23 protein-coding genes and 1 pseudogene are annotated in these 26,028 nt (G+C 72.3%); 10 read left to right on the top strand and 14 right to left on the bottom strand.

Annotated features, from left to right (window positions below):
• Positions 1-46: 46 nt before the first annotated feature.
• Positions 47-727 carry a class I SAM-dependent DNA methyltransferase gene (locus D458_RS0114945; RefSeq protein WP_017587560.1) on the top strand — a complete coding sequence of 227 codons (681 nt, stop codon included), beginning with the start codon at positions 47-49 and terminating at the stop codon, positions 725-727.
• Here D458_RS0114945 and D458_RS33550 read toward each other — a convergent pair.
• Positions 724-1,044, bottom strand: coding sequence for an MmyB family transcriptional regulator (locus D458_RS33550; RefSeq protein ID WP_017587561.1), 321 nt, complete (start codon positions 1,042-1,044; stop codon positions 724-726). The genes D458_RS0114945 and D458_RS33550 overlap by 4 nt on opposite strands.
• Here D458_RS33550 and D458_RS36380 point away from each other — a divergent pair.
• Complete coding sequence (locus D458_RS36380; RefSeq protein ID WP_017587562.1) at positions 1,039-1,200, top strand: hypothetical protein; 162 nt, start codon at positions 1,039-1,041, stop codon at positions 1,198-1,200. The two genes, D458_RS33550 and D458_RS36380, sit on opposite strands and share 6 nt — an antisense overlap.
• 68 nt (positions 1,201-1,268) lie before the next feature.
• Here the strand turns inward: D458_RS36380 and dapB are convergent, their stop codons facing one another.
• On the bottom strand, positions 1,269-2,012 hold the full coding sequence (gene dapB / locus D458_RS0114965) for a 4-hydroxy-tetrahydrodipicolinate reductase (protein WP_083936309.1): 744 nt from the start codon (positions 2,010-2,012) through the stop codon (positions 1,269-1,271).
• 81 nt (positions 2,013-2,093) lie between these two features.
• Here dapB and D458_RS0114970 point away from each other — a divergent pair, with 81 nt between their 5' ends.
• Positions 2,094-2,810, top strand: coding sequence for a VIT1/CCC1 transporter family protein (locus tag D458_RS0114970; protein ID WP_026119322.1), 717 nt, complete (start codon positions 2,094-2,096; stop codon positions 2,808-2,810).
• A gap of 50 nt (positions 2,811-2,860) precedes the next feature.
• On the opposite strand, the gene egtD is transcribed toward D458_RS0114970, so the two are convergent.
• From egtD to D458_RS0115020, 10 genes are all read right to left on the bottom strand, one after another.
• Positions 2,861-3,832, bottom strand: a complete 972-nt coding sequence (gene egtD / locus D458_RS0114975; protein WP_017587565.1) for an L-histidine N(alpha)-methyltransferase — start codon at positions 3,830-3,832, stop codon at positions 2,861-2,863.
• A gap of 92 nt (positions 3,833-3,924) precedes the next feature.
• The gene (egtC, locus tag D458_RS0114980; protein WP_017587566.1) at positions 3,925-4,689 is read right to left on the bottom strand and encodes an ergothioneine biosynthesis protein EgtC; all 765 of its coding nucleotides are present in this window, start codon (positions 4,687-4,689) and stop codon (positions 3,925-3,927) included.
• Positions 4,689-6,035 (bottom strand): ergothioneine biosynthesis protein EgtB, encoded by a 1,347-nt coding sequence (egtB, locus tag D458_RS0114985; protein WP_017587567.1) that lies wholly within the window; start codon positions 6,033-6,035, stop codon positions 4,689-4,691. The genes egtC and egtB overlap by 1 nt, the downstream gene beginning before the upstream one ends.
• A complete protein-coding gene (egtA, locus tag D458_RS0114990) occupies positions 6,032-7,336 on the bottom strand; it encodes an ergothioneine biosynthesis glutamate--cysteine ligase EgtA (RefSeq protein WP_040702470.1) in 1,305 nt (434 codons plus the stop codon). The genes egtB and egtA overlap by 4 nt, the downstream gene beginning before the upstream one ends.
• 222 nt (positions 7,337-7,558) lie before the next feature.
• Positions 7,559-8,485: an arylamine N-acetyltransferase family protein gene (locus D458_RS0114995; protein WP_017587569.1), complete on the bottom strand. Its 927-nt coding sequence runs from the start codon at positions 8,483-8,485 to the stop codon at positions 7,559-7,561.
• A 105-nt stretch (positions 8,486-8,590) separates the two neighbouring features.
• Positions 8,591-9,688 carry an ABC transporter ATP-binding protein gene (locus tag D458_RS0115000; RefSeq protein ID WP_017587570.1) on the bottom strand — a complete coding sequence of 366 codons (1,098 nt, stop codon included), beginning with the start codon at positions 9,686-9,688 and terminating at the stop codon, positions 8,591-8,593.
• Positions 9,685-10,737: an ABC transporter ATP-binding protein gene (locus tag D458_RS0115005; RefSeq protein ID WP_017587571.1), complete on the bottom strand. Its 1,053-nt coding sequence runs from the start codon at positions 10,735-10,737 to the stop codon at positions 9,685-9,687. The genes D458_RS0115000 and D458_RS0115005 overlap by 4 nt, the downstream gene beginning before the upstream one ends.
• Positions 10,734-11,729: an ABC transporter permease gene (locus D458_RS0115010; protein ID WP_017587572.1), complete on the bottom strand. Its 996-nt coding sequence runs from the start codon at positions 11,727-11,729 to the stop codon at positions 10,734-10,736. The genes D458_RS0115005 and D458_RS0115010 overlap by 4 nt, the downstream gene beginning before the upstream one ends.
• Positions 11,726-12,796 carry an ABC transporter permease gene (locus D458_RS0115015; protein WP_017587573.1) on the bottom strand — a complete coding sequence of 357 codons (1,071 nt, stop codon included), beginning with the start codon at positions 12,794-12,796 and terminating at the stop codon, positions 11,726-11,728. Before D458_RS0115015 ends, D458_RS0115010 begins: the two co-directional genes overlap by 4 nt.
• Positions 12,793-14,640, bottom strand: a complete 1,848-nt coding sequence (locus D458_RS0115020; protein WP_017587574.1) for an ABC transporter substrate-binding protein — start codon at positions 14,638-14,640, stop codon at positions 12,793-12,795. The genes D458_RS0115015 and D458_RS0115020 overlap by 4 nt, the downstream gene beginning before the upstream one ends.
• 237 nt (positions 14,641-14,877) lie before the next feature.
• Here D458_RS0115020 and D458_RS0115025 point away from each other — a divergent pair, with 237 nt between their 5' ends.
• The 6 genes from D458_RS0115025 to D458_RS0115050 all read left to right on the top strand — a co-directional run bounded on the left by D458_RS0115025 (position 14,878) and on the right by D458_RS0115050 (position 21,749).
• Entirely contained in the window at positions 14,878-15,591 is a 714-nt protein-coding gene (locus tag D458_RS0115025) for a metal-dependent hydrolase (RefSeq protein WP_083936310.1), read from the top strand.
• Between the two features lie 66 nt (positions 15,592-15,657).
• Positions 15,658-16,317, top strand: a complete 660-nt coding sequence (locus D458_RS0115030) for an O-methyltransferase (RefSeq protein ID WP_017587576.1) — start codon at positions 15,658-15,660, stop codon at positions 16,315-16,317.
• A gap of 73 nt (positions 16,318-16,390) precedes the next feature.
• The gene (locus tag D458_RS0115035) at positions 16,391-17,548 is read left to right on the top strand and encodes an exonuclease SbcCD subunit D (RefSeq protein ID WP_017587577.1); all 1,158 of its coding nucleotides are present in this window, start codon (positions 16,391-16,393) and stop codon (positions 17,546-17,548) included.
• Positions 17,548-20,556 (top strand): AAA family ATPase, encoded by a 3,009-nt coding sequence (locus tag D458_RS0115040; protein ID WP_017587578.1) that lies wholly within the window; start codon positions 17,548-17,550, stop codon positions 20,554-20,556. The genes D458_RS0115035 and D458_RS0115040 overlap by 1 nt, the downstream gene beginning before the upstream one ends.
• A gap of 73 nt (positions 20,557-20,629) precedes the next feature.
• The gene (locus tag D458_RS0115045) at positions 20,630-21,058 is read left to right on the top strand and encodes a hypothetical protein (protein WP_017587579.1); all 429 of its coding nucleotides are present in this window, start codon (positions 20,630-20,632) and stop codon (positions 21,056-21,058) included.
• A 157-nt stretch (positions 21,059-21,215) separates the two neighbouring features.
• Complete coding sequence (locus D458_RS0115050; RefSeq protein WP_017587580.1) at positions 21,216-21,749, top strand: DUF3558 family protein; 534 nt, start codon at positions 21,216-21,218, stop codon at positions 21,747-21,749.
• Positions 21,750-21,793: 44 nt separating this feature from the next.
• On the opposite strand, the gene D458_RS0115055 is transcribed toward D458_RS0115050, so the two are convergent.
• Positions 21,794-22,726 carry a TIGR03621 family F420-dependent LLM class oxidoreductase gene (locus tag D458_RS0115055; RefSeq protein WP_017587581.1) on the bottom strand — a complete coding sequence of 311 codons (933 nt, stop codon included), beginning with the start codon at positions 22,724-22,726 and terminating at the stop codon, positions 21,794-21,796.
• 131 nt (positions 22,727-22,857) lie between these two features.
• Complete coding sequence (locus tag D458_RS0115060; RefSeq protein WP_017587582.1) at positions 22,858-24,987, bottom strand: cytochrome c oxidase assembly protein; 2,130 nt, start codon at positions 24,985-24,987, stop codon at positions 22,858-22,860.
• Between the two features lie 399 nt (positions 24,988-25,386).
• Between D458_RS0115060 and D458_RS0115065 the strand changes: the two are divergent.
• Positions 25,387-26,028: pseudogene (locus tag D458_RS0115065) on the top strand (amidohydrolase); the annotation flags it as partial.

Consider the following 26,028-nt stretch of genomic DNA (forward strand, 5'->3'; position numbering starts at 1 on the left):
TACGATGCCCGACCCGCCTTCGCACCCCCTTGGAGAACCGAACACCGTGCCGAGCGACCACACCACCGACCCCCACGAGATCGCCCCTGACCCGGAGGCCTGGGCCGAACGCAACGCCCGCCAGGCGGAGGCGTTCGACGTGATCGGGGAACGCTACGACGAGGCCTTCCCGAACAAGGAGGGCCAGGAGGACTGCGTCCGGCGACTGCTGACCCTGCTCCCGCCCGGCGCCGAGGTGCTCGACCTGGGCTCGGGAACCGGCCTGCCCACCGCCCGTCAGCTGGTCAGCTCCGGAGCCCGGGTGACCGGCTTCGAGATCTCCGAGCGGATGCTCGCCCTCGCCCGGCACAACGTCCCCGAGGCCGAGTTCCGGAAGGCCGACATCCTCGACCTCGACCCGGTGGAGAAGTCCTACGACGCCATCGTCGCCTTCTTCTCCCTCCTCTGCCTGCCCAAGGAGAGGATCCCCGAGGCCCTGGGCCGTGTCCGCGCCTCCCTGGCACCCGGCGGCCTCCTCTGCCTGTCCATGGTCGAGGCCGACCTCGACGACCAGCCCATCCCCTTCCTCGGCACCGAGATCCGGGTGTCCGGTTATCCCCGTGACGAGCTCCGCTCCGTGGTGGAAAGGGCCGGACTGGTCATCGAGGACGAACGCGCGGTCGCCTACGACCCCGACGGCGAGAACCCCGAGGTGCAGGTCTTCCTCACGTGCCGCCGGGGCGCCTAGGCGCCCCGGTGCAGGGGCTGGGTGCCGACGGCCGACAGCAGGCGCAGCTTCTCGTGGCTCTCGCTGCCGGGGACGGCGGTGTGGACGAGGCGTGAGTGGGACTGGTCCGGGTCCAGCAGGCGCCGACAGGTCAGCTCGAGGTGCCCGACTTCCGAATGAACGAAGTGTTCGACGTGGTGGGGACGCACACCGACCTCGTGGTCCTGCCATACCTCGCGGAACTCCTCGCTCCGGGCCGGAAGCCGGTCGGCGAGGTGCGCGGCCCTCGAGCCGGGTCCCCGCAGGATGGCGACCTCGCGTAGGCCCGAGGCGTGCATGCGGGTGAGCTCAGCATCGCCGCCAACCGGAACTCGATCAACTGGGACGATCTGAACCGGGAGCGTTCCTACGACGGGATGCGCGCCTACAGCCAGTCGAAGACCGCGTTCGGGCTCTTCGCCCTGGAACTCGACCGGCGCAGCCGGGAACGGTGAGGGGCACGGCTCGGAACACGGAGGAGGGGACCGCCCCCGTGGGCGGTCCCCTCCTACGCTGACAGCTGCTACTCCAGGCCGAGCAGGGGCTCCAGGCCCAGGGTCAGCGGTTCGGGGAGGTCGGCGGTCCTGCGGATGCCGAGCAGGACCCCGGGCATGAACGAGGTGCGGTTCATGGAGTCGTGGCGGATCTTGAGGGTCTCCCCGTCGGTCCCGAAGACCACTTCCTGGTGGGCGATGAGGCCCTGGATGCGCAGGGCGTGCACGCGGACGCCCTCGACGTCGGCGCCGCGGGCACCGGGGATCTCCGAGGTGGTGGCGTCGGGCATCGGCTCGGTGCCGGCTTCGCGACGGGCCTCGGCGACCAGCTCCGCGGTGCGGTAGGCCGTGCCGCTGGGGGCGTCGGCCTTGTTGGGGTGGTGCAGCTCGATGATCTCCGTGGAGTCGAAGTAGGGCGCGGCCTTCTTCGCGAAGTGCATCATGAGCACGGCGGCGATGCCGAAGTTGGGTGCGATGAGCACCTTGGCGCCGGGCTCGGCGGCCTGGAGCTCGCGCACCCGCGCGAGACGGGCCTCGTCGAAACCGCTCGTCCCGACGACGGCGTGGATCCCCCGGCCGATCAGCCACTCCAGGTTGTCCATCACCACGTCGGGGTGCGTGAAGTCGACGACGTAGTCCGCCCCCAGCACCGCGTCACGGTCGTCGGCGCTGTCCACGCCCGCGACGAGTTCCATGTCGTCGGCGGCCTGAACCGCTTTGACGACCTCTGACCCCATGCGCCCATCGGCGCCGAAAACTCCTACCTTGAACACGGGTCGAGCGTACCGGAGTCCGGGCGGGTGTTCGGCGTGGTGAGGCGGGGCGGGGCGAGTCACACGTGTAACTCTGACCTCATGGCACGGGAGGACCCCCAAGGCACGGAGAAGTCGCAGAGGCGTCTGGGATCGCTGCTCAACGTTTTGCGCGCGGCCGTCCTGGGCGCCAACGACGGGATCGTCTCGACGGCGGGACTCGTGGTGGGGGTGGCCGGTGCCACCCCGCACCGGGAGGCCCTCCTGGTGGCGGGTGTCGCCGGGACCCTGGCGGGCGCGCTGTCGATGGCGGCGGGCGAGTACGTGTCGGTGAGCACCCAGCGCGACACGGAGCGGGCCGCGATCGCCCACGAGCGGCGGCAGCTGGCCGAGGATCCGGAGGGCGAGATCGAGGAGCTCGCCGGGATGTACCGGGCGCGCGGGCTGAGCGAGGAGCTCTCCCGCAGGGTCGCCCGTGAGCTCACCGACCACGACGCCCTGCGCGCCCACGTGGAGGTCGAACTGGGCCTGAACCGCTACCGGGCCGACCCCTGGCAGGCGGCCTTCGTCAGCCTGGTCTCCTTCGTGCTGGGCGCTCTGATCCCGTTGTCGGCCATGCTGTTGAGCGCCGACGCCTGGCGTCTGCCGGTGACCGTGGCGGCGGTGCTCGCGGCCACCGGCCTGCTGGGATCGGTCAGCGCCCGCATGGGCGGCGCCCTGCCGGCCCGGGCCGCCCTGCGCTGCGTGCTCGGCGGGTCCTTCGCGATGCTGGTGACCTACCTGGTCGGCTCGCTGATCGGGATGGCCGCCGAGCTCTGAGCCCCTCCCCGCGGAACCTCACCGGCCCCGGACTCCGGCGCACGGGGTGTTCAACGCGCCGTGGCCAGGGTGAGGGCGAAGTCGCCCGCGTCGTCGGTCCACCAGTGGGTGAGGTCGAACCCGGCCGTGTCCAGCTCGGCGGCGAGCCCCTCCCTGCGGAACTTGGCGGAGATCTCGGTGCGCATCTCCTCCCCCTCCGCGAAGTCCACCTCCAGGTCGAGGTCGGCCACCCGCACGTGCTGGGCGGAGCGGGCCCGCAGGCGCATCTCGATCCACTCGCACTCGGCGTTCCACACGGCGAGGTGCTGGAAGGCGGTCGGGTCGAAGTCGCCCCCCAGCTGCTGGTTGATCACCGACAGCACGTTGCGGTTGAACGCCGCGGTCACCCCCTGGGCGTCGTCGTAGGCGGCGACGAGACGGTCGGGGTCCTTGACCAGGTCGGCGCCGAGCAGGAGCGAGTCCCCCGGGTGGAGCACCCCGTGGATGTCGCGCAGGAAGGCCGCGCGCGGTCCGGGCTCCTGGTTCCCGATCGTGGAGCCGAGCACGGCCAGCAGCTGGCATCCGCTCTCGCTGACCGGGAGCAGTCCCAGGTGGTGTTCGAAGTCCCCGACCACCGCGTGCACGTCCAGGCCCGGGTAGTCGTCGGCGACCGGGCGGGCCGAGGAGTCCAGGAACTCACCGCTGACGTCCACCGGCACGAAGCGGGCGAGGTCGCCCTGACGGCGCATGGCGTCCAGGAGCAGGCGGGTCTTGACCCCGGCCCCGGAGCCGAGCTCGATCAGGGCGGCGGCGCCCGCCGCCTCGGCGATCTCGTCCGCCCGCAGTTCGAGGATGGACCGTTCGGCCCGGGTCGGGTAGTACTCCGGGAGCCGTGTGATGTCCTCGAAGAGCCCGCTGCCCCGTTCGTCGTAGAACCACTTGGGCGGCAGTTGTTTCGGCCGTGCGGTCAGCCCTTCTGCGACGTCGGCGCGCAGGGCCTTGTCGAGGTCGCCGGCGGTCAGATTGCGGTCGATCCGGAACATGGTGCCTCCTGTGTTCCTTACGGATGTACCCGGGGCGGGGTGAAACCAGTGAGGTGTGACAAGGGAAGGAGGTTCGGCCACTTCGGCGGGGTTCAGCCGAGGGGGTGGATGTCGGTGCGTTCGCGGGTGGCCACGACGACCGAGTTGTCGGGGACCTGCCGCCAGCCGCGCCCGTCGTCGAAGGGCTCCGAGGCCAGGTGGACGCCCTCCCCCGGTCTGCGCAGCGTGTACAGGGTGTCCCCGGCCGCCGTCCCGACGATCACCTCCCCGTCGCTGGCCAGCAGGTTGTACCGGCCGTCGGAGTGCTCCCGGGCGTGCCGGACCACCGCCGCGAGGGTTCCGACGAGGTCGCCGGAGGAACGCCACAACCGGACGGTGTGCGCGAACAGCGGCGCGGAGTCCACCGGCGCGCGGGCGTCCAGCGCACCCGGAGGCGACGGCGCCGCCAGACCGGCGACCAGCGCCTCGTCGTCCTTGGCCGCCCCGTTGTGGCTGAACAGGAGGCGGTCCGCGCGGAAGGGCTGGGCCCCGGACTCCTCCGAACCGAATCCGACGGTGGCGTCGCGGACCGCCGCGACCACGCATCCGGAGGTGATGGCGCGGGCGGCGTCGGCGAAGGAGGCGTCACCCCAGATGGGCATGGCCCGGCGGTAGCGGAGCGGTTCGGGAGGACCGGAGGTTTCGGTCCCTGTTCCGCCCGTCTCCGGGTACCAGCCTGCTCCGAAGCCGTCGGCGTTCACGGTGCCGTACCGCTGCCGGCGGGGCGCCCACGACTGGACGTGCAGTGAGTGGGGCGCCGCGTACAGCAGGTCGTACAGCGTGCGCGGCGGCCCCAGGTAGGCGAGGTGACGGCACATCAGTCGCGCCCCGCGTCGCGTGCGCAGCGGAACCCGCTGAAGATCTGCCTCCGGACCGGGTGGTCCCAGTTGCGGAAGGTGGACCGGACCGCCGTGGGGTGGGTCGCCCAGGAGCCGCCGCGCAGGACCTTGTAACCGTCGTCGAAGAAGACCTCCGAGTACTCGCGGTAGGGGAAGGAGGCGAAGCCGGGGTAACCGTGGAACGTGGTGGAGGTCCACTCCCACACGTCGCCGATCAGCTGGCGCACCCCCAGCGGTGAGGCGCCGTCGGGGTGGCTGCCGACCGGGTGGGGCCCGAGCGCGCGCTGGCCGAGGTTGGCGTGGCGGGCCGTGGGCTCCTCGTCGCCCCAGGGGAAGCGCCGGGAGCGCCCGGTGGCGGGGTCGAACCGGGCGGCCTTCTCCCACTCGGCCTCGGTGGGCAGCCGTTTGCCCGCCCAGCGGGCGTAGGCCTGGGCCTCGTGGAAGGACACGTGCTGGACCGGCTGCTCCGGCGGGACATCCTCCTGGCGGCCGAAGCGGCGGCGGGTCCAACCGCCGCCCTCCCGGGCCCAGAAGGCGGGGGCGACGGCGTCGCGCTGCCGGCGCCACTCCCATCCCCGGTCCGTCCACCAGCGCGGGTCCCGGTAGCCGCCGTCGGCGACGAACTCCGTGTAGGCGGCGTTGGTGACCGGATCGGTGTCGATCCAGTAGGCGTCCAGGTCCACGGTGTGGGCGGAGCGCTCGTTGTCGTAGGACCAGGGGTCGTCGTCGGTGCCCATGGTGAAGGGACCGGCCGGGACCAGTACCTCCCCGGCCGCGGGAGGGCTCGGCGCCGCGGGCGGGCCCCCCTCCTCCAGCAGCACGGGTGCTCCCCGGCGCAGCTGGTGGGTGGCGAGCATGGTCTCGTCGTGCATGTGCTCGTGCTGGATCACCATGTGGAAGACGAACCCGGCTTCCAGCAGGGACCGCTTCCCTGCGGCCTCCCGAGGCCGGGGCACCGGCCCCAGGTCCACGGTGTCCAGGGTGTCCAGGACCTCGCGGCGCACCCTGTCGTTGTAGTCGCGCGCCTCCTCCGGCCGCAGGAGCGGAAGGGCGACCCGGTCGGCCCGGGGGTTCTCGAAGGCGTCGTAGAGGCCGTCGATGTCGGGGCGGAGCGCCTCGCGCCCCCCTGCCGCCCGCAGCAGCCACTGCTCCTCGTAGTTGCCGATGTGCGCCAGGTCCCAGACCAGCGGGGACATCAGCGGGGAGTGCTGGGCCAGCAGGTCCCCCTCGTCGAGCGTGTCCAGGGTGAGGCCGTTGCTGCGCCGTCTGCTCCGGTCCAGTTCGGCGGCGATGCGCTCCTTGGCGCGTTCCTGTTCGAGACTCATGACGAACCTCCACCGAGTCCTGGCACGGGGTCCGGGCCGTGCGCGGCTCCGGTACCGGAGCCCGCGGCGTCCGCCGGGCGCGGTGCGGGCACCAGAGCACCGAGGGTGTCGTCGGCGGGGCACAGCCCCCGCCGGACGTAACGGTCCGCGTAGGCGTCCACCAGACCCGCGAGCCCGGCCGCGCCCATCCGGGGCAGCGCCTCGACCGCGGCCTCGAAGCACACCCGGGCGCAGGCGGCCACGTCGGGATCGGCCGGGCCCACCCGGGCCGAGCGCAGCCACAGCGCGGCGTCGGGGACGGCGCCCCGGCTCAACCGCTCGGTGGCCTCCTCGGCGACGGCGCGGGCGCGGGGGTCGTCGGTCAGGGCCGCGGCGAGCGCCACCGGGACCGGCCACCAGCGCAGCGGCAGGGCGTCGATCATGCGCAGTTCCCACCAGCCGCGCGGGCGCACGGGCGGGAAGAGCGTGGTCAGGTGGAACTCCAGGTCGGCCGGGGTCGGCGGGCGCGGCCCGGCCCCGGCGATCCAGTCGGCCAGGGTGATGCCCGGGTCGGCGGTCCAGGTCCCCCCGCTGCCGGGGATCTCGGGCACGGCCAGCACGTTCGCGTGGAGGGCGTACTCGGCCCAGGCGGTGGCCGGGTCACGGTTCGTGTGCGGTTCCAGGACCGGCCGCGTGCGGGTGCTGTCGGTAGCCGCCCAGATCGCCCAGCGGGTGGACTTCCAGCCGGTGGGCCGACCGCGCCACACGGCGGAGTTGGCGAAGGCCGCGACCAGCACGGGACCGAGCCGGTGGACGAGTTCCCAGCGGGCGCGCACGTCGGCGTCGTCGGCTCCGGTGTCCAGGCACACCTGGAGCGAGGCGGTGCTGCACATCATGGTGTGGCCGCTGGGGTGGCGGTGGTTGGCGAAGAACCGCTCCATGGCCGCGTAGCGGGGCAGCCGGAGCTGGAGGACGGGGGGCCGTACGGGGTCGAGAGCGGTCTCGACCAGGTGCAGCCCGGCGTCGGCGAGGGTCTTGCGGATGTGGTCCAGGTCCCGGGCGAGCGCCTCATGCGCTCGTGCTGGTCCGGGGAGGGCGGCCGAGCTGAGCTCGATCTGGCCGCCGGGTTCGAAGGTGATCCGGCTTCCCGCGGGCAGGGGGCCACAGGCCTCCAGCAGCTCCGCGAGGCGGTCGATGGTGACGGGTGCGGTGGGCCGTTCGGGGTCGGTGACGAGCCATTCGGTCTCGGCCCCGACCTTTCCGGGGGGTCCGGTCTTGAAACAGACCCCGTTGATGTACTCGTGGACGTCTTCCGTGGTCATCTGCACTGTGGCTTGCTCCCTCGCAGTCGCGCCCCACAGGTCCTGCCCATCTGCTCTCCGAGACGAACGTGTGTGATCACCTCAAATCCTCGCGACCTGGGCTGCCGGGCGGAGCGGGCGCGCCACCGCCCGGTGGACACGCCCGCTGGCGTCGGGGTTCACGGCGGCCCTTCCCGAGCCACTCCGCCAAACGTGACCACGATCACATTCGGCGCACCCCGATCAGGCGGCCAGGAACCCCTTGACCCGGTCCTCGACAATCGCCCGTTCTTCCTGGTCAAGGGCGATACCGAAGCTCTCCCGCAACACGTTTCCCACCTCTCCCAGAGGTATCTCCCGTACCGAACCGGTCCCGTCGACCCGCTCCACGGTCAGGGTCGTGTCGGTCAGCGCGTAGCGGGTCCCGCCCACCGTCCGCGCGACCATCAGGCGGTTGCCGAAGGGCGAGCGCGGGTGGGTGGTGAGGTAGTGGCTGAAGATGCCGTAGTCCTGCGGGAGGACTCCCGAGGTGGCGAAGGAGTAGAGGTTCTGCCAGTGCTCGCCGTCGAACCCGCGCAGCAGCCACTCCTCGTCGCCGACCTCCGAGATCCGGTCCAGCCGCAGGTTCCAGCCGCCCTGGGAGACCTGCCGGCCGTCCTCGAACGGGAACGGCTCCACCAGACCGCCGCCGCCGAACCCGACGTCGGCCAGCCAGGGCTCGCCGTCGACGTCCACCCGGAGCAGTGCGTGGGTGGAGGGGCGGGGCCGGCCGTCCCCGCCCATCAGCACCCGGGCGGTGAAGGCGGTCAGGGTGAAACCGAGCCGGTCCAGGACCGCGGCGAGCAGGAGGTTCTGCTCGTAGCAGTAGCCGCCCCGGCGGTGGCGGACCATCTTGTCCGTCAGGGAGGGCACGTCCAACAGGACCGGGCGGCCCAGCAGCAGGTTCAGGTTCTCGAAGGGGATCGCCGCCAGGTGGGCCCGGTGCACGGCGGTCAGGGTGTCCGGGGTGGGCGGCAGATCGCCGGACAGGCCCACACGGGCCAGGTAGGCGTCCAGGTCGAGGTCGCCGCCGCGCCAGAAGTCGTGGTCGGTGAAGACGCGCTCCGGTGCCGGCGCGGGGCCGGCGGGCGCGAGGGGGATCGGTTCTTCGGGGTGCTCTTCGGTCGGCATGCCCCTGCCAACGGGGCCCGGCCCGGAAGTGTTCCGCCCTGAACGGGTTTCCCCCGGCCGCAACCGGCCGGGGGGGACGGGTGTGGGACGCCGGAAGCTGGAGACTTACGTGGCCATGGACCCGGTGGGACCGTCCGCGCGCAGGCGGCCGGCGTCGTCCCGGGCCGCCCAGTGGCAGGCCACCCGCCGCTCGGCGCCGCCGCCCAGGACCACCGGGTCCACGGTGGCGCACAGGTCGGCCACTCCGGCCCGCTCGGCCTCGCCGGAGGCCAGGACCGGGCAGCGCGGGTGGAACCGGCAGCCCGACGGCACCTGCTTGGGGTCCGGCGGCTCACCGGAGAGCACCACGGGCCCCTCCTCCACCCCGGAGTCGGGCAGCACGGAGAGCAGCGCCCGCGTGTACGGGTGGGCGGGCGCGGACAGGACCTCCTCCACGGTGCCCAGCTCCACCACACGGCCCAGGTACATCACGGCGACCCGGTCGGCGATGTTCCACGCCAGCCCGAGGTCGTGTGTGGCGACCAGCGCGGACAGGCCCAGTTCGTCGCGCAGCTCCAGCAGCAGCCGCAGGATCTCACCGCGCACCGACGCGTCCAGGGACGCCACCGGCTCGTCGGCCACCAGCACCTCGGGGTCCAGGACCAGGGCCCCGGCGATCACCACGCGCTGGCGCTGTCCGCCGGAGAGCTCATGCGGGTAGCGGGTGAAGAACCGCTCCGGCGGGCGCAGCCCGGCCTGGGACAGGGCCCTGGCGACCCGTTCGGACTCGTCCGCGGTGGTGCCCTCGTGGATGCGCAGCCCCTCCACCACGGACTCGTAGACGGTGCGGCGGGGGTTGAGCGAACCCATCGGGTCCTGTTGCACGAGCTGGACCCGGCGCCGGTAGGAGCGCAGGTCACGGGAGCGGTAGCCCAACGGGGCGCCCTCGAAGACGACCCGGCCGCCGGTGGGCCGCTCCAGGCCGAGCAGGGCCCGGGCCAGGGTCGTCTTCCCGCAGCCGGACTCGCCGACCAGGGCGACGATCTCCCCGGCCGTCACGTCCAGGTTGACCCCGTCCACCGCACGGGCGGTGCCGCGGCCCCCGCCCGGGGCGAACCCCGCGGCGAAGGCCACCTCCACCCCCTCGGCGCTGAGGATCGGTTCGGCGGCCCCCTCCGAGCCGGGGGCGGAGGAGGGCTGGCGTGAGTCGGTGTCGGCGCTCAACGGCTGGTCTCCTCTGTGCTGCTGCTCTGGTGGGGAACACTGCGGTCCGAACCGTCGCCGGACCCTTCTCCCGGGCCCACGTGCACACAGGCGGCGTGCCGGTCCGAGTTCCCGTACCGGTCGGGACGCACCGGCCACAGCGGCGGGTCCACCGTGGCGCACACCGTCTCGGCCACGGCGCAGCGCGGCCGGAACACACAGCCCGAGGGCGGGTCGGACGGGTCCGGCGGGTCACCGGGCAGTCCTCGGGGCGCCAGCCGGGAGGCGGGGTCGCCGATCTTGGGGAAGGCGGCGCTGAGCGCGCTCGCGTAGGGGTGCGCGGGTTCGTGCACGACCTCCTTCGCGGGCCCCTGCTCGACGATGCGCCCCGCGTACATGACCGCGACCCGGTCGCAGGTGGCGGCCAGGACGGACAGGTCGTGGCTGATCATCAGCATGCCGATGCCGGTCTCGTCGACCAGCCGTTCCAGCAGGGTGAGGATCTGGGCCTGGATCATCACGTCCAGGGCGGTGGTGGCCTCGTCCGCGATGATCAGGCGCGGCTCGCAGGCCAGCGCCATCGCGATCATCACCCGCTGGCGCTGGCCCCCGGACAGCTGGTGGGGGTAGTCACGCAGCCGGGAGGCGGGCAGGCCCACCTGCTCGAGGAGTTCGGCCGCGCGCGCGTCGGCCCGGTCCGGCTTCACCAGCGCGTGGACGAGGAGCGGTTCGGCGATCTGGTCGCCGATCCGCTTGACGGGGTTGAGCGAGTGCATGGCGCCCTGGAAGACCACCGAGGCACCCACCCAGCGCACGGCGCGCAGCCGGCCCCACTTCATCCGGAGGACGTCCTCGCCCTCCAGCATGATCCGGCCGGTGACCTTCGCGCTGGCGGGCAGCAGGCGCAGCAGGGCCAGGGCGACGGTGGACTTGCCGCTGCCGGACTCCCCCGCGACCCCCAGGGTGTCGCCGGGGTCCAGGGACAGGTTCACCCCGCGTACGGCGGGGACGTCGCCGGCACTGCCGGAGTAGGTGACGTGCAGGTCGCTGACGTCGAGAAGGCTGCTCAACTCTGCCCCCTGAGACGTGGGTTGATGACGGATTCGACCGCGCGTCCGCACAGGGTGAAGGACAGCGCGACCACGGCGATCGCCAGGCCGGGCGGGATCATGTACCACCAGATCCCGGCGCTGATCGCCCCGGCGGTGCGGGCCGCCTCGAGGATGCCGCCCCAGGAGATGGTCGTGGGGTCGCCCATGCCGAGGAAGGCGAGTGTGGACTCGGCGATGATGGAGGTGGCCACCAGCAGCGTGGTCTGGGCGAGCACGACCGGCATGACGTTGGGCAGGACGTGCCAGCCCATCACGTGCGCGTGGCCGCCGCCGAGGGCGCGGGCGCGCTCGACGTAGGGTCGGGCCTCCACGGCCAGGGTCTGGGCGCGCACCAGGCGTGCGGTGGGCGGCCAGACGGTGAGCCCGATCGCGATGATGATGGTTCCGATCCCGCGCGGCAGGACGGCGGCCAGGGCCACCGCCAGGACCAGGGTGGGCAGGACCAGGAACCAGTCGGTGATCCGCATGAGCACCGCGGACACGATCCGGCCGCCGACGCCACCGGAGGAGCCGAAGTGTCCGGCTGTGACGCCGATCAGGGTTCCGAGGGTCACCGACACGAACGTGGCCAGCAGACCGACCGTCAGCGAGACCCGTGCGCCCCAGACGACCAGGTCCAGGACCGAGCGGCCGAAGTTGTCGGTGCCCAGGGGGTACTCCCAGCTGGGCGGCTGGTAGGACTCTCCGGGCGCGCCGGTGATGGTCAGGTGGGCCTGGTCGACGAACAGCGGCGCGGTCAGGGCGAGCAGGCCGATGGTGAGCAGCGAGGCCAGGCCGACGAGCCCCGCCCGGTTGCGGGCGTACTCGCGGGCGAACCGGGCCAGGGCCTCGCGGCGGCGCCTGCGGGCCAGGGCCCGGGCGGAGACCTCGGGGACCGGCGGCGGTCCGTCGGGGGCGGGTTCGGTCCGGTGCGCCCGCGGGCGCGGGTTCCGGTGTTCGGACGTGCTCATGGGCGCACCCTCGGGTCGAGCAGCGGGTACACCAGGTCGGCCAGGAGGTTCATGAGGATCACCGAGGCCGCGAAGACCACGAACAGGCCCTGGACGAGGCCGAGGTCGGGTACGCGCAGGCCGGAGTAGAAGAGCTGGCCGAGACCGGGCCAGGAGAACACCGTCTCCACGAGGATGACGCCGGAGACGACCTGCCCGAGGTTCAGGAAGATGAGCGTCACGGTGGGCAGCAGGGCGTTGGGCACGGCGTGCCTGCGGCGCACGAGGGTGTCGCGGAGCCCTTTGGCGCGCGCCGTGGTCAGGTAGTCCGCGCCCTTCTCGTCCATCAGCGACGAACGCATGATCATCAGGTACTGCGCGTAGATGACCGCGACCATCGTGACCACCGGCAGCACCATGTGCTGGGCGGTGCTCAGGACGGTCTCCAGCGTTCCGCTCGCCCTGGGGTCGACCATGCCGCCGGTCGGGAAGAGGCCCGGCATGAAACCGCGCCCGGAGGAGAGCAGCACGATCAGCAGCAGGCCGAGCCAGAACGTGGGCACCGACCAGAAGAACAGCGCGACCGCGGTGTTGACCCGGTCACCGCGCCCGCCCGGCTTCCACCCGGCGCGGGCGCCGAGGAACAGGCCGAGGAGCGCGGCGATGACCGTGCCGGTCCCGGCGAGCAGGAGGGTCGGGCCGAGGCGTTCGAGGATGAGGTCGACGACCGGTTCGCGGTACTGGAACGAGGTGCCCAGGTCGAGCCGGAGCAGGCCCGCGGCGTAGTCGAGGAACTGCTGCCACAGGGGTTGGTCGAGACCGAACTGGCGGCGCAGCTCCTCGCGCTGTTCCGCGGAGACCTCGCGTCCCTCGGTCATGGCGCGGACGGGGTCGCCGGGCAGGATCCGGAAGAGGAAGAACCCGGCGACGATCACGGCGAACAGGGAGACCACCGCGGTGGTCAGGCGGCCGAGTACGTAGGTGAGCACACGGGCTGCCCGGCCGGACCCCGTGGGGCCCGCCGGGGCGGGGACGTCGGTCGTCCCCGCCCCGGATGGTTCGTCCGCCTCGGTGGGCGTGGTCGTCACTCGCGGTCCTCCACGGTGGAGCGTCGGCGGAAGAAGAGGAAGGCGCCCGCGGCCAGCAGGACGAGCACACCGGCGCCCACCCCGATCAGCACGCCGGTGGAGACGCCGCTGCTGCCGCTGCCGCCACCGGAGGCCAGGGCCTCGGCGGGTTCGGCGGACCACCAGGCCCAGTAGCCGTCCTGGCCCCAGATGTTGCCGCCCTCGGCGGGCTCCAGCTGGATCTCGGCGATGTGGTCGGTCCGGTAGGCCTCCATGATGTTCGGGTAGGCCAGGACGTTGACCACGGCCTCGCGGTAGAGGACCTCCTGGAGCTGGTGGATGATCTCGGCGCGGGCCTCGCGGTCGTACTCGGCCAGCTGGGCGGCGTAGAGCTCGTCGTACTCCTCGTCGCAGAAGTACGCGTCGCCCTGCATGGTGCCCGGCTCGGAGGGCAGTGCGTCGCAGGTGTGGATGCTGAACACGTAGTCGGGGTCGGGGTTGACCGTCCACCCGGTGAAGATGAGGTCGTACTCGGCGTCGTACAGGGCGTCGCTGAGGATGCCCGGGTCGACGGTCTGGTTGTCGATCTCGATGCCGATGTCGGCGAGGCGCTCGGCGATCACCAGTCCGGCCTGGACGTTGTCCGGGCGGTCGGCGTGGACGTGCATGCGCAGTTCGAGGCGGTCGCCGTCGGGTGAGACGCGCACACCGTCGTCACCCGTCTCGTAACCCGCCTCGTCGAGCATCTCGTTGGCGGCGTCGGGGTCGAAGTCGAGGACGGCGTCCTCGCCCTCGGGGGACCAGTGGAAGTCCGCGTAGCGCGGGGGGATGTAGCCGCCCGCGGCGACGGCCTGCCCGTTGGCGCCCTGCTGGACGATCTCCTCGTTGTCGATGCCCATGACGATGGCCTGGCGCAGGGTCCGGTCGCTCAGCGCGGGGTGTCCGTCGCCGAACTCCTCGCCGTCCTGGGTCTCGGCGCCCGGGTTGATCGTGAAGGCCTGGAACCGCTTGCCGTCGGCGATGTTGACGGCGATGTCGTCGACCGTCTCCAGGGAGGTGACCTGGGCGTCGGTGAGCTCGTAGACGAACGAGACCTCGCCGCTGCGGAGCGCCTCGACCGCGGCGTCCTTCTCCGAGTAGTAGCGGAAGTAGAGCTCGTCGAATCCGGGGGCGCCCCGCCAGTGGTCGGGGTTGGCCTCCAGGCGGATGTGCTCGCCGCGGGAGTGCTCGGTGAGGACGAAGGGGCCGCTGCCGACCGTCGGGAACTCGTCCGCGGTGTAGTCGGAGAAGGCGTCGCCCTCAGCCTCGATGATCGGCTCCCAGACGTGCTGGGGGACGATCGGCACGCGCAGGGACTCCATCGTGGCCTGGGGTTCGTCCAGCTCGATGACGACGGTCGTCTCGTCCTCCACCGTGACGGTCTCGAACCCGGCGACGTAGTTGCCGTTCGCGATCGCGGCGGAGTCGTTCTCCATCATCGTGTTGAACGTCCACGCCACGTCCTCGGCGGTGAGCTGCTCGCCGTCGGTGAAGTAGGCGTCGTCACGGATGTTGAACGTCCAGGTGAGACCGTCGTCGGAGGTCTCCCAGCTCTCGGCGAGCGAGGGCTCGGGTTCGTTGGTCTCCGGGTTCACCGTGGTGAGGCTGTCGTAGACGTGCCGGAGGATGTTCGTGGTGACCGCGAGCTGTGCGGTGAAGGGGTTGAAGGAGTCGACCTGCTGGGCGATGGCGATGGTGAGGGTGGTGCGGTCCGCCTCGTCCGCGAGCGCGGGAACCGCCGTGAGGCCGCCGAGGAGGAGGAGTGCGCTGCCGGACGCCGCCGTGCGTCGGAGAAGGGTGCCGGAGGGAGGGTGTTGGGTTTTCATTAACGGCCCCTGTCAGGTTTCGTGGGGTTGGTGGCCTGGCCACCTGGGGGTTGTTGGTTGTCTACCAACTGGCCGCGAGGAGCGTCAATGATCTTCGAGGTGAGGCGTGATATCGCAACACATTCGACTCCTATCCCGGTGACTCCGGTGTTTCATGGGAGTTAAGGGGCTTTTGTTCCCCGACCGAAACCAGTCACTGATTCGCGGCGATTGGCAGACTCCGCTACGGTTCCCGCCATGATGGGGCACTCGCACGCACTCAGTGGCGTGGTCGGCTGGATGGCGGTCGTACCGCTCGTCCAGGGCACGGAATTCCTTGGACTCAGCTTTCACCTGGGCCCCGGTGAGATCATCGCCGGCTCACTGGTCTGCGCGGGCGCGGCTCTGCTGCCCGACGTGGACCACAAGAGCGCGACGGTGACCAAGACCTACGGCAAGGCCACCGAGATCCTCAGCGACATCCTGAGCTGGGCCTTCGGCGGCCACCGGATGGGCACGCACTCCTTCTTCTTCGCCGTCCTGATGGGTGTCCTCGTCCAGGCGCTGGCCCTGTGGTCGGAACTGGCCGTGCAGATCTTCGTGTTCCTGCTGGTCGGTATCGCGCTCCAGGGCCTGGGGTTCGGCATGGACAAGAACCGCACGGCGTCGGGGATCATCAACGCGCTGGGAACGGCGGCGATCACCCTGACCCTGTACTCGGTGGGTGTGAACTACACCTGGCTGGGCCTGGCGGTCGCCTTCGGTATCGTCCTGCACTTCTTCGGCGACATGATCACCAAGATGGGCGTGCCGATCTTCTGGCCGTTCTGGAAGAAGCGCATCGGCCAGGGCCAGGGCTTCGCCACCAACGGACCGGTCGAGCAGAAGGTGGTCACCCCCCTGCTCACCATCTCCATCATCATCGGCTCGATCTACCTCTTCGACTGGCCCACCCTCCTCCCGGACCACTGATCCGTGTTCCGCGCCCGGGCCGGGGAGGAACTGGCCCGGCCGGGCGATGCCTCCTAGGCTTGGCCCGTGACTCGAACCTCAGAGAGCATCAGCCCGGAACTGCACGCCTACATCGTCGACCACAGCCAGCCGGTCGACCCGGTCCTGGCCGACCTGGCCGAGGAGACCGCCGAGCTGTTCCCCGATTTCCAGGGGATGCAGATCGGCCCGGAACAGGGCGCGTTCACCACCCTGCTCACCCGGCTGTCCGGGGCCCGCGACGCCGTGGAGATCGGTACCTTCACCGGGTACTCCTCCATCTGCTTCGCCCGCGGCCTGCCCGAGGACGGCACGCTCCTGGCGCTGGACATCAGCGAGGAGTGGACCTCGGTGGCCCGCAGGTACTGGGAGCGGGCCGGGGTCTCGGACAAGATCACGCTGCGGATCGGTCCGGCCCTGGAGTCGCTGCGCGCCCTTCCCGAGGAGCCGCAGTTCGACCTGGCGTTCCTGGACGCGGACAAGGAGGGCTACGTCGGCTACTGGGAGGAGCTGGTGCCCAGGACGCGCACCGGCGGCCTGCTGCTGGCCGACAACACCCTGTCCCACGGCCGGGTGATCGACCCCGAGCAGACCTCCGCGCACGTCCAGGGCATCCGGGACTTCAACGACCGGCTCGTCGCCGACGACCGCGTCGAGCAGGTCCTGCTGCCGATCGGCGACGGCCTGACCCTGGCCCGCAGGCTCTGAGGCCTCCCGCCCCGGCCCCGGGTTGTCCACAGGGACACCTGTTCTCCCGGCGGGGACAGGGCGATCTTGGGTAATGTCCAGTTCCATGCGCCTGCTGCACACATCGGACTGGCACCTGGGTCGCTCCTTCCACCGGGAGAACCTGATCGGGGCCCAGGCCGAGTTCCTCGACCACCTCGTCGACACCATCCACACCGAGCACGTCGACGTGGTGGTGGTCGCCGGTGACCTCTACGACCGCGCCCTGCCGCCGGTCGACGCCGTGCGGCTGTTCGACCGCGCGCTCGGCCGCATCCGGGCCACCGGGGCCCGGGCGGTGCTGATCAGCGGCAACCACGACTCCATGGCCCGCATGTCCTTCGCCACGGACCTGATCGACGCCTCCGGGGTGCACCTGCGCAGTTCCCTGGACGGGATCGGCACCCCCGTGGTCATCGAGGACGAACACGGACCGGTGGCCTTCTACGGCATCCCCTACCTGGAACCGGAGATCGCCCGCCACCACTGGGAGCTGCCCGAGCGCGGCCACCCCGCGGCGGTCGGACACGCCATGGACCTGGTCCGGGCCGACCTCGCCCAGCGCCCGGGCACGCGCTCGGTGGTGCTCTCCCACGCCTTCGTCACCGGCGGCGAACCCTCGGACAGCGAACGCGACATCTCCGTGGGCGGCGCCTCCCACGTGCCCGCCTCCGTCTACGACGGCGTCGACTACGTGGCCCTGGGCCACCTGCACGGACGCCAGACCATCACGCCCTCGGTCCGTTACCCGGGCAGCCCGCTGGCCTACTCCTTCTCCGAGGAGCACCACCGCAAGGGCTACTGGCTGGTGGACCTGGACGCCGACGGGTTCGCCGGGGCCGAGTTCGCCGACGCCCCCGTGCCCCGTCCGCTCGCCCGGATCCGGGGCCGCATCGACGACCTGCTCACCGGAGAGCGGTGGGCCCGCTACACCGGCCACTGGCTCCAGGTCACCCTCACCGACCCTCGTCGCCCGGCCCAGCCCATGGACCGGCTCCGCGAGCGCTTCCCGCACACCCTGATGCTGGAGTTCGCCCCCGAGGGCGGCGCCGTGGAACGGCGGCCGGTCACCGTCGCGGTCGCCGAACGCCCCGAACGCGAAGTGGTCGCCGGCTTCGTGGAGTGGGCCAGAGGCACCGCCGCCACCCCCGAGGAGCACGAGCTCGTGGACCGCGCGGTCGAAGAGGTCCGCGTCCAGGAAGGGACACGCTGATGCGGCTGCACACCCTCACCATGACCGCCTTCGGACCCTTCGCCGGGACCGAGACGGTCGACTTCGACCGGCTCGGCGAGGGCGGGCTGTTCCTGATCCACGGCCCCACCGGCGCGGGCAAGACCTCCGTGCTGGACGCCGTCTGCTTCGCGCTCTACGGCGACGTGCCCGGGGCCCGCAGCAAGGACCGCTCGCCCAAGAGCGACCACGCCCCGCCCGAGCTCAGGCCGGAGGTGACCCTGGAGTTCACCGTCCGGGGGCGCCGGGTGAAGATCGTGCGCAACCCGCGCTGGGAGCGCCCCAAGAAGCGCGGGAAGGGCACCGTCACCGAGAACCAGAAGGTGAACGTCTACGACTGGCTGAACGGCAAGTGGGAAGGGATCATCACCCGCCCGGACGAGGCCGGGCAGTTCGTCAACGATGTGCTTGGCCTCACCCTCGCCCAGTTCTGCCAGATCGTCATGCTGCCCCAGGGGGACTTCGCCCGGTTCCTGCGGGCCAAGTCCGACGACCGGCGCGAGTCCTTGGAACGCATCTTCAACACCCGGGTGTTCCGGGACGTGGAGGAGTGGTTCGGCGGGCACGCCAAAAAGCTGAAGTACGAGGTGAACGCCGCCGACGAGCAGGTGCGCGCGGTCTCCGGACGCATCGCCGAGGTCAGCCGCTCCACCGCCCCGGAGACCCCCGAGGAGCTCACCGCCTGGGCCGCCGAGCTGGCCTCGGTGCAGACGGCCACCGCGCGTGACGCCGAAGCGGTCACCGCGGGCTTCACCGGGGCCCGGGACCGCACTCGCGAGGCCCTGGCGGCCGGGCGTGAGCTGCTGTCCCGGCGCGACCGCCTGGCCGGGGCCCGCGAACGCCGCGCCCAACTGGCCGAGCGGCGCGGGTGGCGGGACGGGATCGACACCCGCCTGGCCGCCGCCGAGCGCGCGGACTCGGTGCTGCCGTTCCTGCGCGCCCGCGACCACAGGCGCACCGAACTGGACAAGGCCGAACTGGCCGTCACCGACCGGTTGGCACTGGTCGGAGGGCTGCCCGACATCGACGCCGGCGTCCTGGACCGCTCCGGCTCCCCCGACGCCCCCGAGGCACCCGAGGCGCTGCGCTCGGCCGAGCGCTCCCGCAACGACGAACTCGCCCGGCTGGACCTGCTGCGCGGGGACGCCGAGCGCCGCCGGAACCTGCACCGCGAACTCGCCGGGCTGGACCGGCGGATCGCCACCGTCCGCACCGAGACCGCCCGGGCCCGCGAACGCGTGAGCGCGCTGCCCTCCCGGGTGGAGACGGTCGCCAAGGAGCTGCGCCGGGCCCAGGAGCAGTCCGGGCTGACCGACCCCGCCAGGGCCGCCCTGGAGCTGGCCGAGCGTCGGCGCGCCGCGGCCGAGGAGCACCAGCGCCTCGGCGCCGAGGCGGAACGGGCCGAAGAGACGCGTCGGCACGCGGTCGACACCGCCCAGGCCGCCCGGGACCGGGTGCAGGAACTGCGGGAACGGCGGATCAGGCACATGGCGGCCGAGCTCGCCGCCGACCTGGCCGACGGCGCGCCCTGCGCCGTGTGCGGTGCCACCGAGCACCCCTCCCCCGCACAGCCCAGCGCGGAGGGTCTGGTCTCGGCCGAGGAGGAACGCGCCGCCCAGAGCGCCGCGGACACCGCCGCCGCACGGCGCACCGAGGCGGAGAACTCCCTGGTGGCACTCCGGGAACGGCACACGGCCGCGGCCGAGCGCGCCGAGGGCCGCACCCCCGCCGTCGCGGCGGAGGAGGTGGCGGCACGCAAGCAGGAGCTGGCCGAGGCCGGGGCCGCCGCCCGCGAGGTGCACCGCCTGGAGGAGGAGCTGGCCCAGGCCACCGCGGACCTGGAGCGCGCCCGCCGGCAGGAGGGGGAGCTGGTCCGGGAGGAGAGCGATCTGGTCGCCCGCCGTGAGGAGGGCGCCAAGGAGCACCAGCGGCTGACGGTGCTGCTGGACCGGGCCCGGGGCGAGGACGCCGGGCTGGCCGAGCGGATCGCCCGGCTGCGCGGCGAGGCCGACCTGCTGCGCGGAGCGGCGGACGCCGTCGAACTGCGCGGCCGTGCCGCCGAGGAGCTGCGCACCGCCGCCGCCGAGGCCGAGCGCTACCGGGCCGAGGCCCGCTTCGAGGACGAGGCCGCGGTGCTCGAGGCGGCCCTGGACGAGCGCGGCCGCCACGACCTGCGGTCCCGGGCCCGGGAGTTCGACGACCAGTGGGCTGCGGTCGAGTCCCGGCTGGCCGATCCCGAGCTGATCACCGCGGAGCACACGGCCGCCCCGGACCTGGCGGCGCTGGAGGCCGAGGCCTCAGCGGCGGCCGAGGCCGCGGACCGGGCGGTGGCCTGGCAGGGGATGCTCGCCGACCGTGCCCGGCGCCTGGCGGCCCTGCGCGCCGAGCTCGGCGACCGGCTGTCCGGTTCGGAGCCGGTCCTGCGCCGCTACGCGGTGGCCCAGGGACTGAGCACCCTGGCGGCCGGGACCTCCCCGGACAACACCGACAGCGTCCGGTTGTCCGCCTACGTGCTCGCGGCCCGGCTGGAACAGGTGGTCGAGGCCGCCAACCACCGGTTGCTGACGATGTCGGACGGCCGGTACGAGCTGCGCTACACGGTGGACAAGGCTGCCGGGGACGGCCGGGCCCGCTCCGCCGGCGGGCTGGGGATGCGCGTGGTGGACGCCTGGACCGGGGTGGAGCGCGACCCGGCGACCCTGTCCGGCGGCGAGACCTTCTTCAGTTCGCTGGCCCTGGCGCTCGGTCTGGGCGACGTGGCCACGGCCGAGGCGGGCGGCACCGAGATCGACACGCTGTTCGTGGACGAGGGGTTCGGCACCCTGGACGAGGACACCCTGGAGGAGGTCCTGGACGTGCTGGACCGGCTCCGCGACGGCGGTCGCGCGGTCGGAGTGGTCAGCCACGTCGCCGACCTGCGCCAACGCGTGACCACCCAGCTGCGCGTGGTCAAGTCCTCCGGCGGCTCCCGCGTGGAGCACCGCGGCTGACCCGGCCCGCCGCGCCCGGCTCCGGTTCCGCCAAGTCCACCCCGGGTTGGGGAGCCGCCGCGGCGGTGCGACAATGACCAGCGTGAATTCGCTGGTCAACATCGCCGTGTTCGGAATCGGGGGCGCCATCATGGTGGCGGCCCTGATCGGTCTGCTCCTTGTGGTCTCCGGGAGTTCGCGCGGGGCCTCGCCCCGGCTGCTCACCGTCTTCGGGGCCGCTTCGGTGGTGCTGTTGGTGGTGCTGCCGTCACTGTCCGCGCTGAACGTGCTCTCCGGTGGCGGCGGGTTCTGGGTGGGCTTCGTCACCGCGAGTGCCGTGGCCGCGGTGATGTACGCCGTCAACGTCGCCCTGCTGCCGACCCTGGCCCGCCGTCAGGCCATGGTGAGCGGTCGCCCCGGGCTGAGCGAGCTCAGGCCGTCGGCCTCGGTGCTGCTCGGCGGACTGGCGGTCTGCCTGGGTGTGGGGCTGCTCGTGACGGGCGTGACGGCGTTCATCGTCTGATCCCCCACAGGAAAATTAACGCTGTCATCCCCGTGACCGCTTCCGGCCACAAGTCCCGTGTGCGCGAGGACGCTCTGTAGCTTCGTGCCGGGGATCCCCGCCCGCCCGGCGGCAGGGGACCCCCGGCACTGACGGCACTCGGCGGGCGGAGCGACGGATGCGCGGACGGGGACGGGCCGCCGCTGCGGTGGCGGCGGTGTCGGTGTTGGTCGGCGCCTGCGGCGGCGAGACCGAACTGGCTGAGCGCGACTCCATCGACCAGTTCGGGGTCCCCCCGCTGGAACCCACCGCCGCGCACCCCTGCGACCTGATCACCGACGACGTCGCCGTCGAGCTGGGCATCCTGCACGAGGACGGCAGCGGCAGCGCGCAGTCCGACTCCAACTGCTTCTTCACCGACCGGGTCGACGCGAGTGTGGACGTGCGGGTGGAGGTCCTGGACGAGACCGGGGCCGAGGACACCACCGCCGTCGCCGCCGTGGTCTCCGCAGCCTTCGCCGGGGAGGGCGGGCAGGAGTTCGCCGACGTCGAGGGCTACCCCGGCGTCACCACCGCCTTCCCGGACTCGTGCAACCTCAGCGTGGCCACCTCCGACGAACACGAGCTGTCCGTCCAGGTCAGCGCCGACGACGCCTGCGACACCGCCGTCGAGATCGCCCGCACCGCCATCGCCAACTCCCCCGAGCTCTAGCAGGCAGGAGGCACGGGCTCCAGCAGACCGGACAGGCACCGGCCCTAGCCTTCGGCCCCCGCGGCCGCCTCGGCCGCGTGGACCAGCGGGATGACCTCAGCCAGTGCCTCCCGGGAGTGCCCGTGCGTCACCACATGCGTGAACCCGAACTCCGCACGCCTGCGCAGCAGCGTGTCCGCCATCTCCCGCGGCGTGCCCACCAGCAGGTAGGGGCAGTCCAGCAGGGACTCCCCCTCCGGCAGCAGCTCCTCACCGACCCGCGCCACGATCTCCGCGACCGCCTTCTCCGCGTCGTCGGTGACGACGACCGTCTGGACGAGGACGCTCGACTCGATCTCCTCCGCCCGTTCCCCCGCCACCTCGCGCACCAGGTCCACGCGCTGTCGGGTCTCGGCCGCCCCCGCCGCGGTGAAGACGCCCATCTTCCGCCCACGGGTCTGGGTCATGCCGCTGAAGGCGACGATGTCCGCGCGCCGGGCCGCCAGGGTGAGGGTCGCGGGGCCGTGCCCTCCGATGAGCAGCGGCGGACGCGGGCGCTGTACCGGCTGGGGCTCCTGCCCGCCCGGGGCCAGACGCCGGTCGAGCTCGTCCAGGGTGGCGACCAGGCTCCCGGTGCGGTCGGCGTGCGGCCGCCAGGGCAGGCCCGCGTCCTCGAACTCCGACTTCATGTGCCCGGAGCCCAGCCCCAGCTCGAACCGTCCTCCGGAGAGCCGGTCGAGCGTGGCCACCTCCCGGGCCAACAGCGCGGGGTTCCAGAACTCGTTGTTGAGCACGTAGGTGCCCAGGCGCAGCCGGGTGGTGGCCGCGGCAGCGGCGGCCAGAACCGGGAAGGGCGCCCAGAACCCGAGGTGGTCCGGGGCCAGGAGCACGTCGTAGCCCTGCTCCTCGATATCCCGGCAGCTCTCGGCCAGGGTGATGTGGTCGGAGTGGTCGAGGTCGGAGGCGAGCATGTTGACACCGAAGCGGAAGTTCCTCATGGGCCCGACCCAACACCGGGACGGACGAACCGTCCAGGGGGCCCACCGGCTTCTGCCCCCGGGTGGGCTTCGGGGGAACGACGACGGGGACGTGCCCGGTCGGCACGCCCCCGTTCCGCGTTCGGGACCGGTCAGTCCTGCTTCGGCCCGCTCTCCGTCTCCGCGGGCTTCGCCGGGGCCCCGCCCCCGGCGGCCGCGCGCGAGCGGCGGTCGAGCTCGGCCAGGTAGGCGTTGTAGTCGTCCATGTCGGCGTCGTCGGAGCCGCCGCGACGGCTGTGCCGCTCCCGGCGCCGCTCCTGGCGCTCGTCGTCACGCGACCACTGCACGACCAGGGCCAGCATCACCATGACGGTCGGGATCTCGCCCAGCGCCCAGGCGATGCCGCCGCCCGCGTACTGGTCGGCGGCCTGGTCGGCCATCCACGGGATCTCGAACTGGCCGTAGTACTGCATGGCCATCGGCGTGGCCTGCTCCATGATCGCGATGCCGAAGAAGGCGTGGAAGCCCATCGCCACCAGCAGCAGGAGGATGCGCAGCAGGAAGGGGACCTTCCGCGGGGCGGGGTCGATGCCGACGATCACCCAGTAGAACAGGAAGCCCGAGAGCAGGAAGTGCACGCCCATGAACAGGTGACCGAGGTGGTCGTTCATCAGCGTGGGGAACAGCGGCGTGAAGTACAGCGCGTACGGGCTGAACACGAAGACCGGCGCGGCCACCGCGGGGTGGGTCACGAGCTTCGAGAACCGGCTGTTGAGGAACGCGTTGAGCCACTCCCGGGGTCCCCGGTCGCCGCGCTTCTCGACGGGCCGGAGCGCGCGCAGGGCCAGGGTGACCGGGGCGCCCAGCACCAGCAGGATCGGCGTGACCATGGCCAGCACCATGTGCTGGATCATGTGCATGGAGAACATGATCATCGCGTAGGTCGCGAACCCGCTGAGCTGGACCGCGACGATGGTCAGCAGGCCCAGGACGAAGGCGGCGGTGCGGCCGACCGGCCACTTGTCGCCCCTGCGGACCAGGCGCCGGACGCCGCCCAGGTACAGGAATCCGGCGACCACGACGAGCATGATGAAGAACAGGTCCGGGCGCCACAGCGTGAGAAGGTTCTGCAGGCTCATCGCGGGCGGGATGGGGAAGCCCAGGATGGCGGCGGCCGGGTCGACGGTGCTCTCCAGCGGCGGGGGCGGCGCGGTGCGGCCCAGGCCCACGGAGACACCGATGACGGCGGCCATGATCAGGACCTCGGCTCCGGCCAGCCTCAGGAAGCCCCGGCGGCGGAAGGTGTAGCCGAACTTCCCCGCCGGCGCGGCGTCGACGCGGGTCAGCACGCGGGTGCGGTGGGCGTAGCCGAGGACGCCGAGGATCCCGAAGAGGCCGATCTTCACGACGATGATCAGGCCGTACTCGGTGCCGAACAGGTCGTCCAGCGAGTACAGGCGGGCCAGCGCGCTGGCGGCGCCGCTGACCGCCACACCGACGTAGGCCCACAGGGCCAGACGGCTGAAGCGGTGGGCGGCGACGGCCGGTTCCTGGGCGTCGCGCCGCATGGCGTGGTAGGTGACCACCGTCAGGCCGCCCACCCACGCGCAGATGGAGACCAGGTGCAGGGCCAGCCCGGTGACGGCCAGTTCGTGGGCGCCCGAGGACGCGGAGTGGCCGGTCAGCGCGGGCGGGGTGACCGCGAGGAAGGAGGCGATCAGCAGCCAGAGGCCGCCGGTCGCGGTGGTGGTGGTACGGCCGAACAGCGCGATGCCGGTCGTGATGAGCACGACGAACATCAGGCCGATACCCGCGGAGACCGAACCCGCGTAGGCGGTGACCTCGTCGACGGACACCTGGCCCATGGGCTTGGCGAGGAACTCCGAAGCCTGGAAGTAGAGGGTGGCCACGGCCGCGAGGGACCAGGCCAGGGCGCTCCAGGTCGCACCGCGCACGTAGCCGGTGGCCTGCGGGGAGAGCCGTCCCTTCTGCGAGGCGAGCAGGACGACCGCCATGAGCAGGAGGCCGATGGTCAGGACCGCCGCGGCGTCCATGACCGTCTTGGCGATGGGCATGCCCCAGCGGACCGCCTCACCGGCGTCGGGCAGGCCGGGGATGACCTGAGCGAAGACCGACCCGCCCAGGATGAGGGTGGCGCCCAGACCGACCGTGCACACGAGTGCGGCGATCAGGGCGTAGAGGGGCACGTTGGCGGTGCCGGGGGCCTGTTCCTGGCCCCGGTGTTCCTTGGGGGATGTGTCGTGTTGTGCGGGAGGAGCCACGCGCCACTCCGTCGTCGAGATCGGTCAGCTGTCAGGTCAGCGCCCTGGCCGCGGCCGCCTCGCTGCTGCCTGGGTCGGAGTCCGGCAGGGGCCGTGCGCGGAGGAACACCTCGACCAAGGTTAGTCCGTTTACTACACAGTGTCGGACTTGGGCCCGCTCGCCCGTCCCCCTGCCGGACCTCTTCGCGCCCCTGTGCCGGTCCCCTGCCGGAGCGGGGCCGGAAAGCCGCGAGGCAGAAGTCACGTTTCCCCTTTGTCGAAGGGGCCTTCGCGATACGCTCGACCTCCCCACGCGAGGCCACGGACCATCTCCTCGTGCCCGTCGCCCCTCGTCACCGTGTTCCCCGACACGGCCTCACAGCACCACGAACGCAACGAAGCGTACGAAGGGGGAGGGCGATGCCCGAGTTCGACAGTGTCATCCGTTCCATGCGGGCGGTGGTCCCCGAAGGGGTCGGGCCCGCCAGTGTGGGGGTTCGCGACGGCCGTATCGAGGCGATCCGGCCCTACTCGGCCCAGGTGTCCGCGCGCGAGGTGATCGACCTCGGCGACACGGCCCTGCTGCCCGGTGCGATCGACCTGGGCACCGGTGTGCACGCGCCCGGGCAGGATCTGGCCGAGTCCTACCGGCTGGTGGGCGAGGCCGCCCTGCGCGGCGGGGTCACCTGTGTGGTGGCCTCCCCCGCCCCGGGGCGCCCCGCCATCACCTGCGCCGACTCCCTCCAGGTCCACCAGCGGGCGGCGGCGGGGACCGCGGTCCCCGTGGTCTTCCTCGGCGGGGTGACCCGGGGGACGGGCCCCCTGGACCTGGCCGACCTGCACGCCGGAGGGGTGGTGGCCTTCCAGGGGTCGCTCTCGGACGGGGGCGCACCGGACATGGCGGCGCTGGGCGACGCTCAGCTGCGCAAGGCCATGGCCGAGATCGCCGCTCTGAACGCCCTGCTGGTGGTGCACGCCGAGGACGCCCGTGAGCTGGGCAACCCGCCGGTGTCGGCGGAACAGCGGCCGCCCCGCGCAGAGCGGCGGGGGCTGGGAAGGGGG

The organism is Nocardiopsis ganjiahuensis DSM 45031 (assembly GCF_000341085.1).
Lineage (GTDB): Bacteria > Actinomycetota > Actinomycetes > Streptosporangiales > Streptosporangiaceae > Nocardiopsis > Nocardiopsis ganjiahuensis.

Coding starts and splice junctions, on each gene's coding strand:
- D458_RS33550 (WP_017587561.1), bottom strand. CDS start 1,044: ATGCACGCCTCGGGCCTACGCGAGGTCGCCATCCTGCGGGGACCCGGC.
- egtA (WP_040702470.1), bottom strand. CDS start 7,336: ATGACCACGGAAGACGTCCACGAGTACATCAACGGGGTCTGTTTCAAG.
- D458_RS0114970 (WP_026119322.1), top strand. CDS start 2,094: ATGGCACGGGAGGACCCCCAAGGCACGGAGAAGTCGCAGAGGCGTCTG.
- D458_RS0115020 (WP_017587574.1), bottom strand. CDS start 14,640: ATGAAAACCCAACACCCTCCCTCCGGCACCCTTCTCCGACGCACGGCG.
- D458_RS0115045 (WP_017587579.1), top strand. CDS start 20,630: ATGACCAGCGTGAATTCGCTGGTCAACATCGCCGTGTTCGGAATCGGG.
- D458_RS0115025 (WP_083936310.1), top strand. CDS start 14,878: ATGATGGGGCACTCGCACGCACTCAGTGGCGTGGTCGGCTGGATGGCG.
- egtB (WP_017587567.1), bottom strand. CDS start 6,035: ATGAGTCTCGAACAGGAACGCGCCAAGGAGCGCATCGCCGCCGAACTG.
- egtC (WP_017587566.1), bottom strand. CDS start 4,689: ATGTGCCGTCACCTCGCCTACCTGGGGCCGCCGCGCACGCTGTACGAC.
- egtD (WP_017587565.1), bottom strand. CDS start 3,832: ATGTTCCGGATCGACCGCAATCTGACCGCCGGCGACCTCGACAAGGCC.
- D458_RS0115055 (WP_017587581.1), bottom strand. CDS start 22,726: ATGAGGAACTTCCGCTTCGGTGTCAACATGCTCGCCTCCGACCTCGAC.
- D458_RS0114995 (WP_017587569.1), bottom strand. CDS start 8,485: ATGCCGACCGAAGAGCACCCCGAAGAACCGATCCCCCTCGCGCCCGCC.
- D458_RS0115035 (WP_017587577.1), top strand. CDS start 16,391: ATGTCCAGTTCCATGCGCCTGCTGCACACATCGGACTGGCACCTGGGT.
- D458_RS0115050 (WP_017587580.1), top strand. CDS start 21,216: ATGCGCGGACGGGGACGGGCCGCCGCTGCGGTGGCGGCGGTGTCGGTG.
- D458_RS0115040 (WP_017587578.1), top strand. CDS start 17,548: ATGCGGCTGCACACCCTCACCATGACCGCCTTCGGACCCTTCGCCGGG.
- D458_RS0115010 (WP_017587572.1), bottom strand. CDS start 11,729: ATGAGCACGTCCGAACACCGGAACCCGCGCCCGCGGGCGCACCGGACC.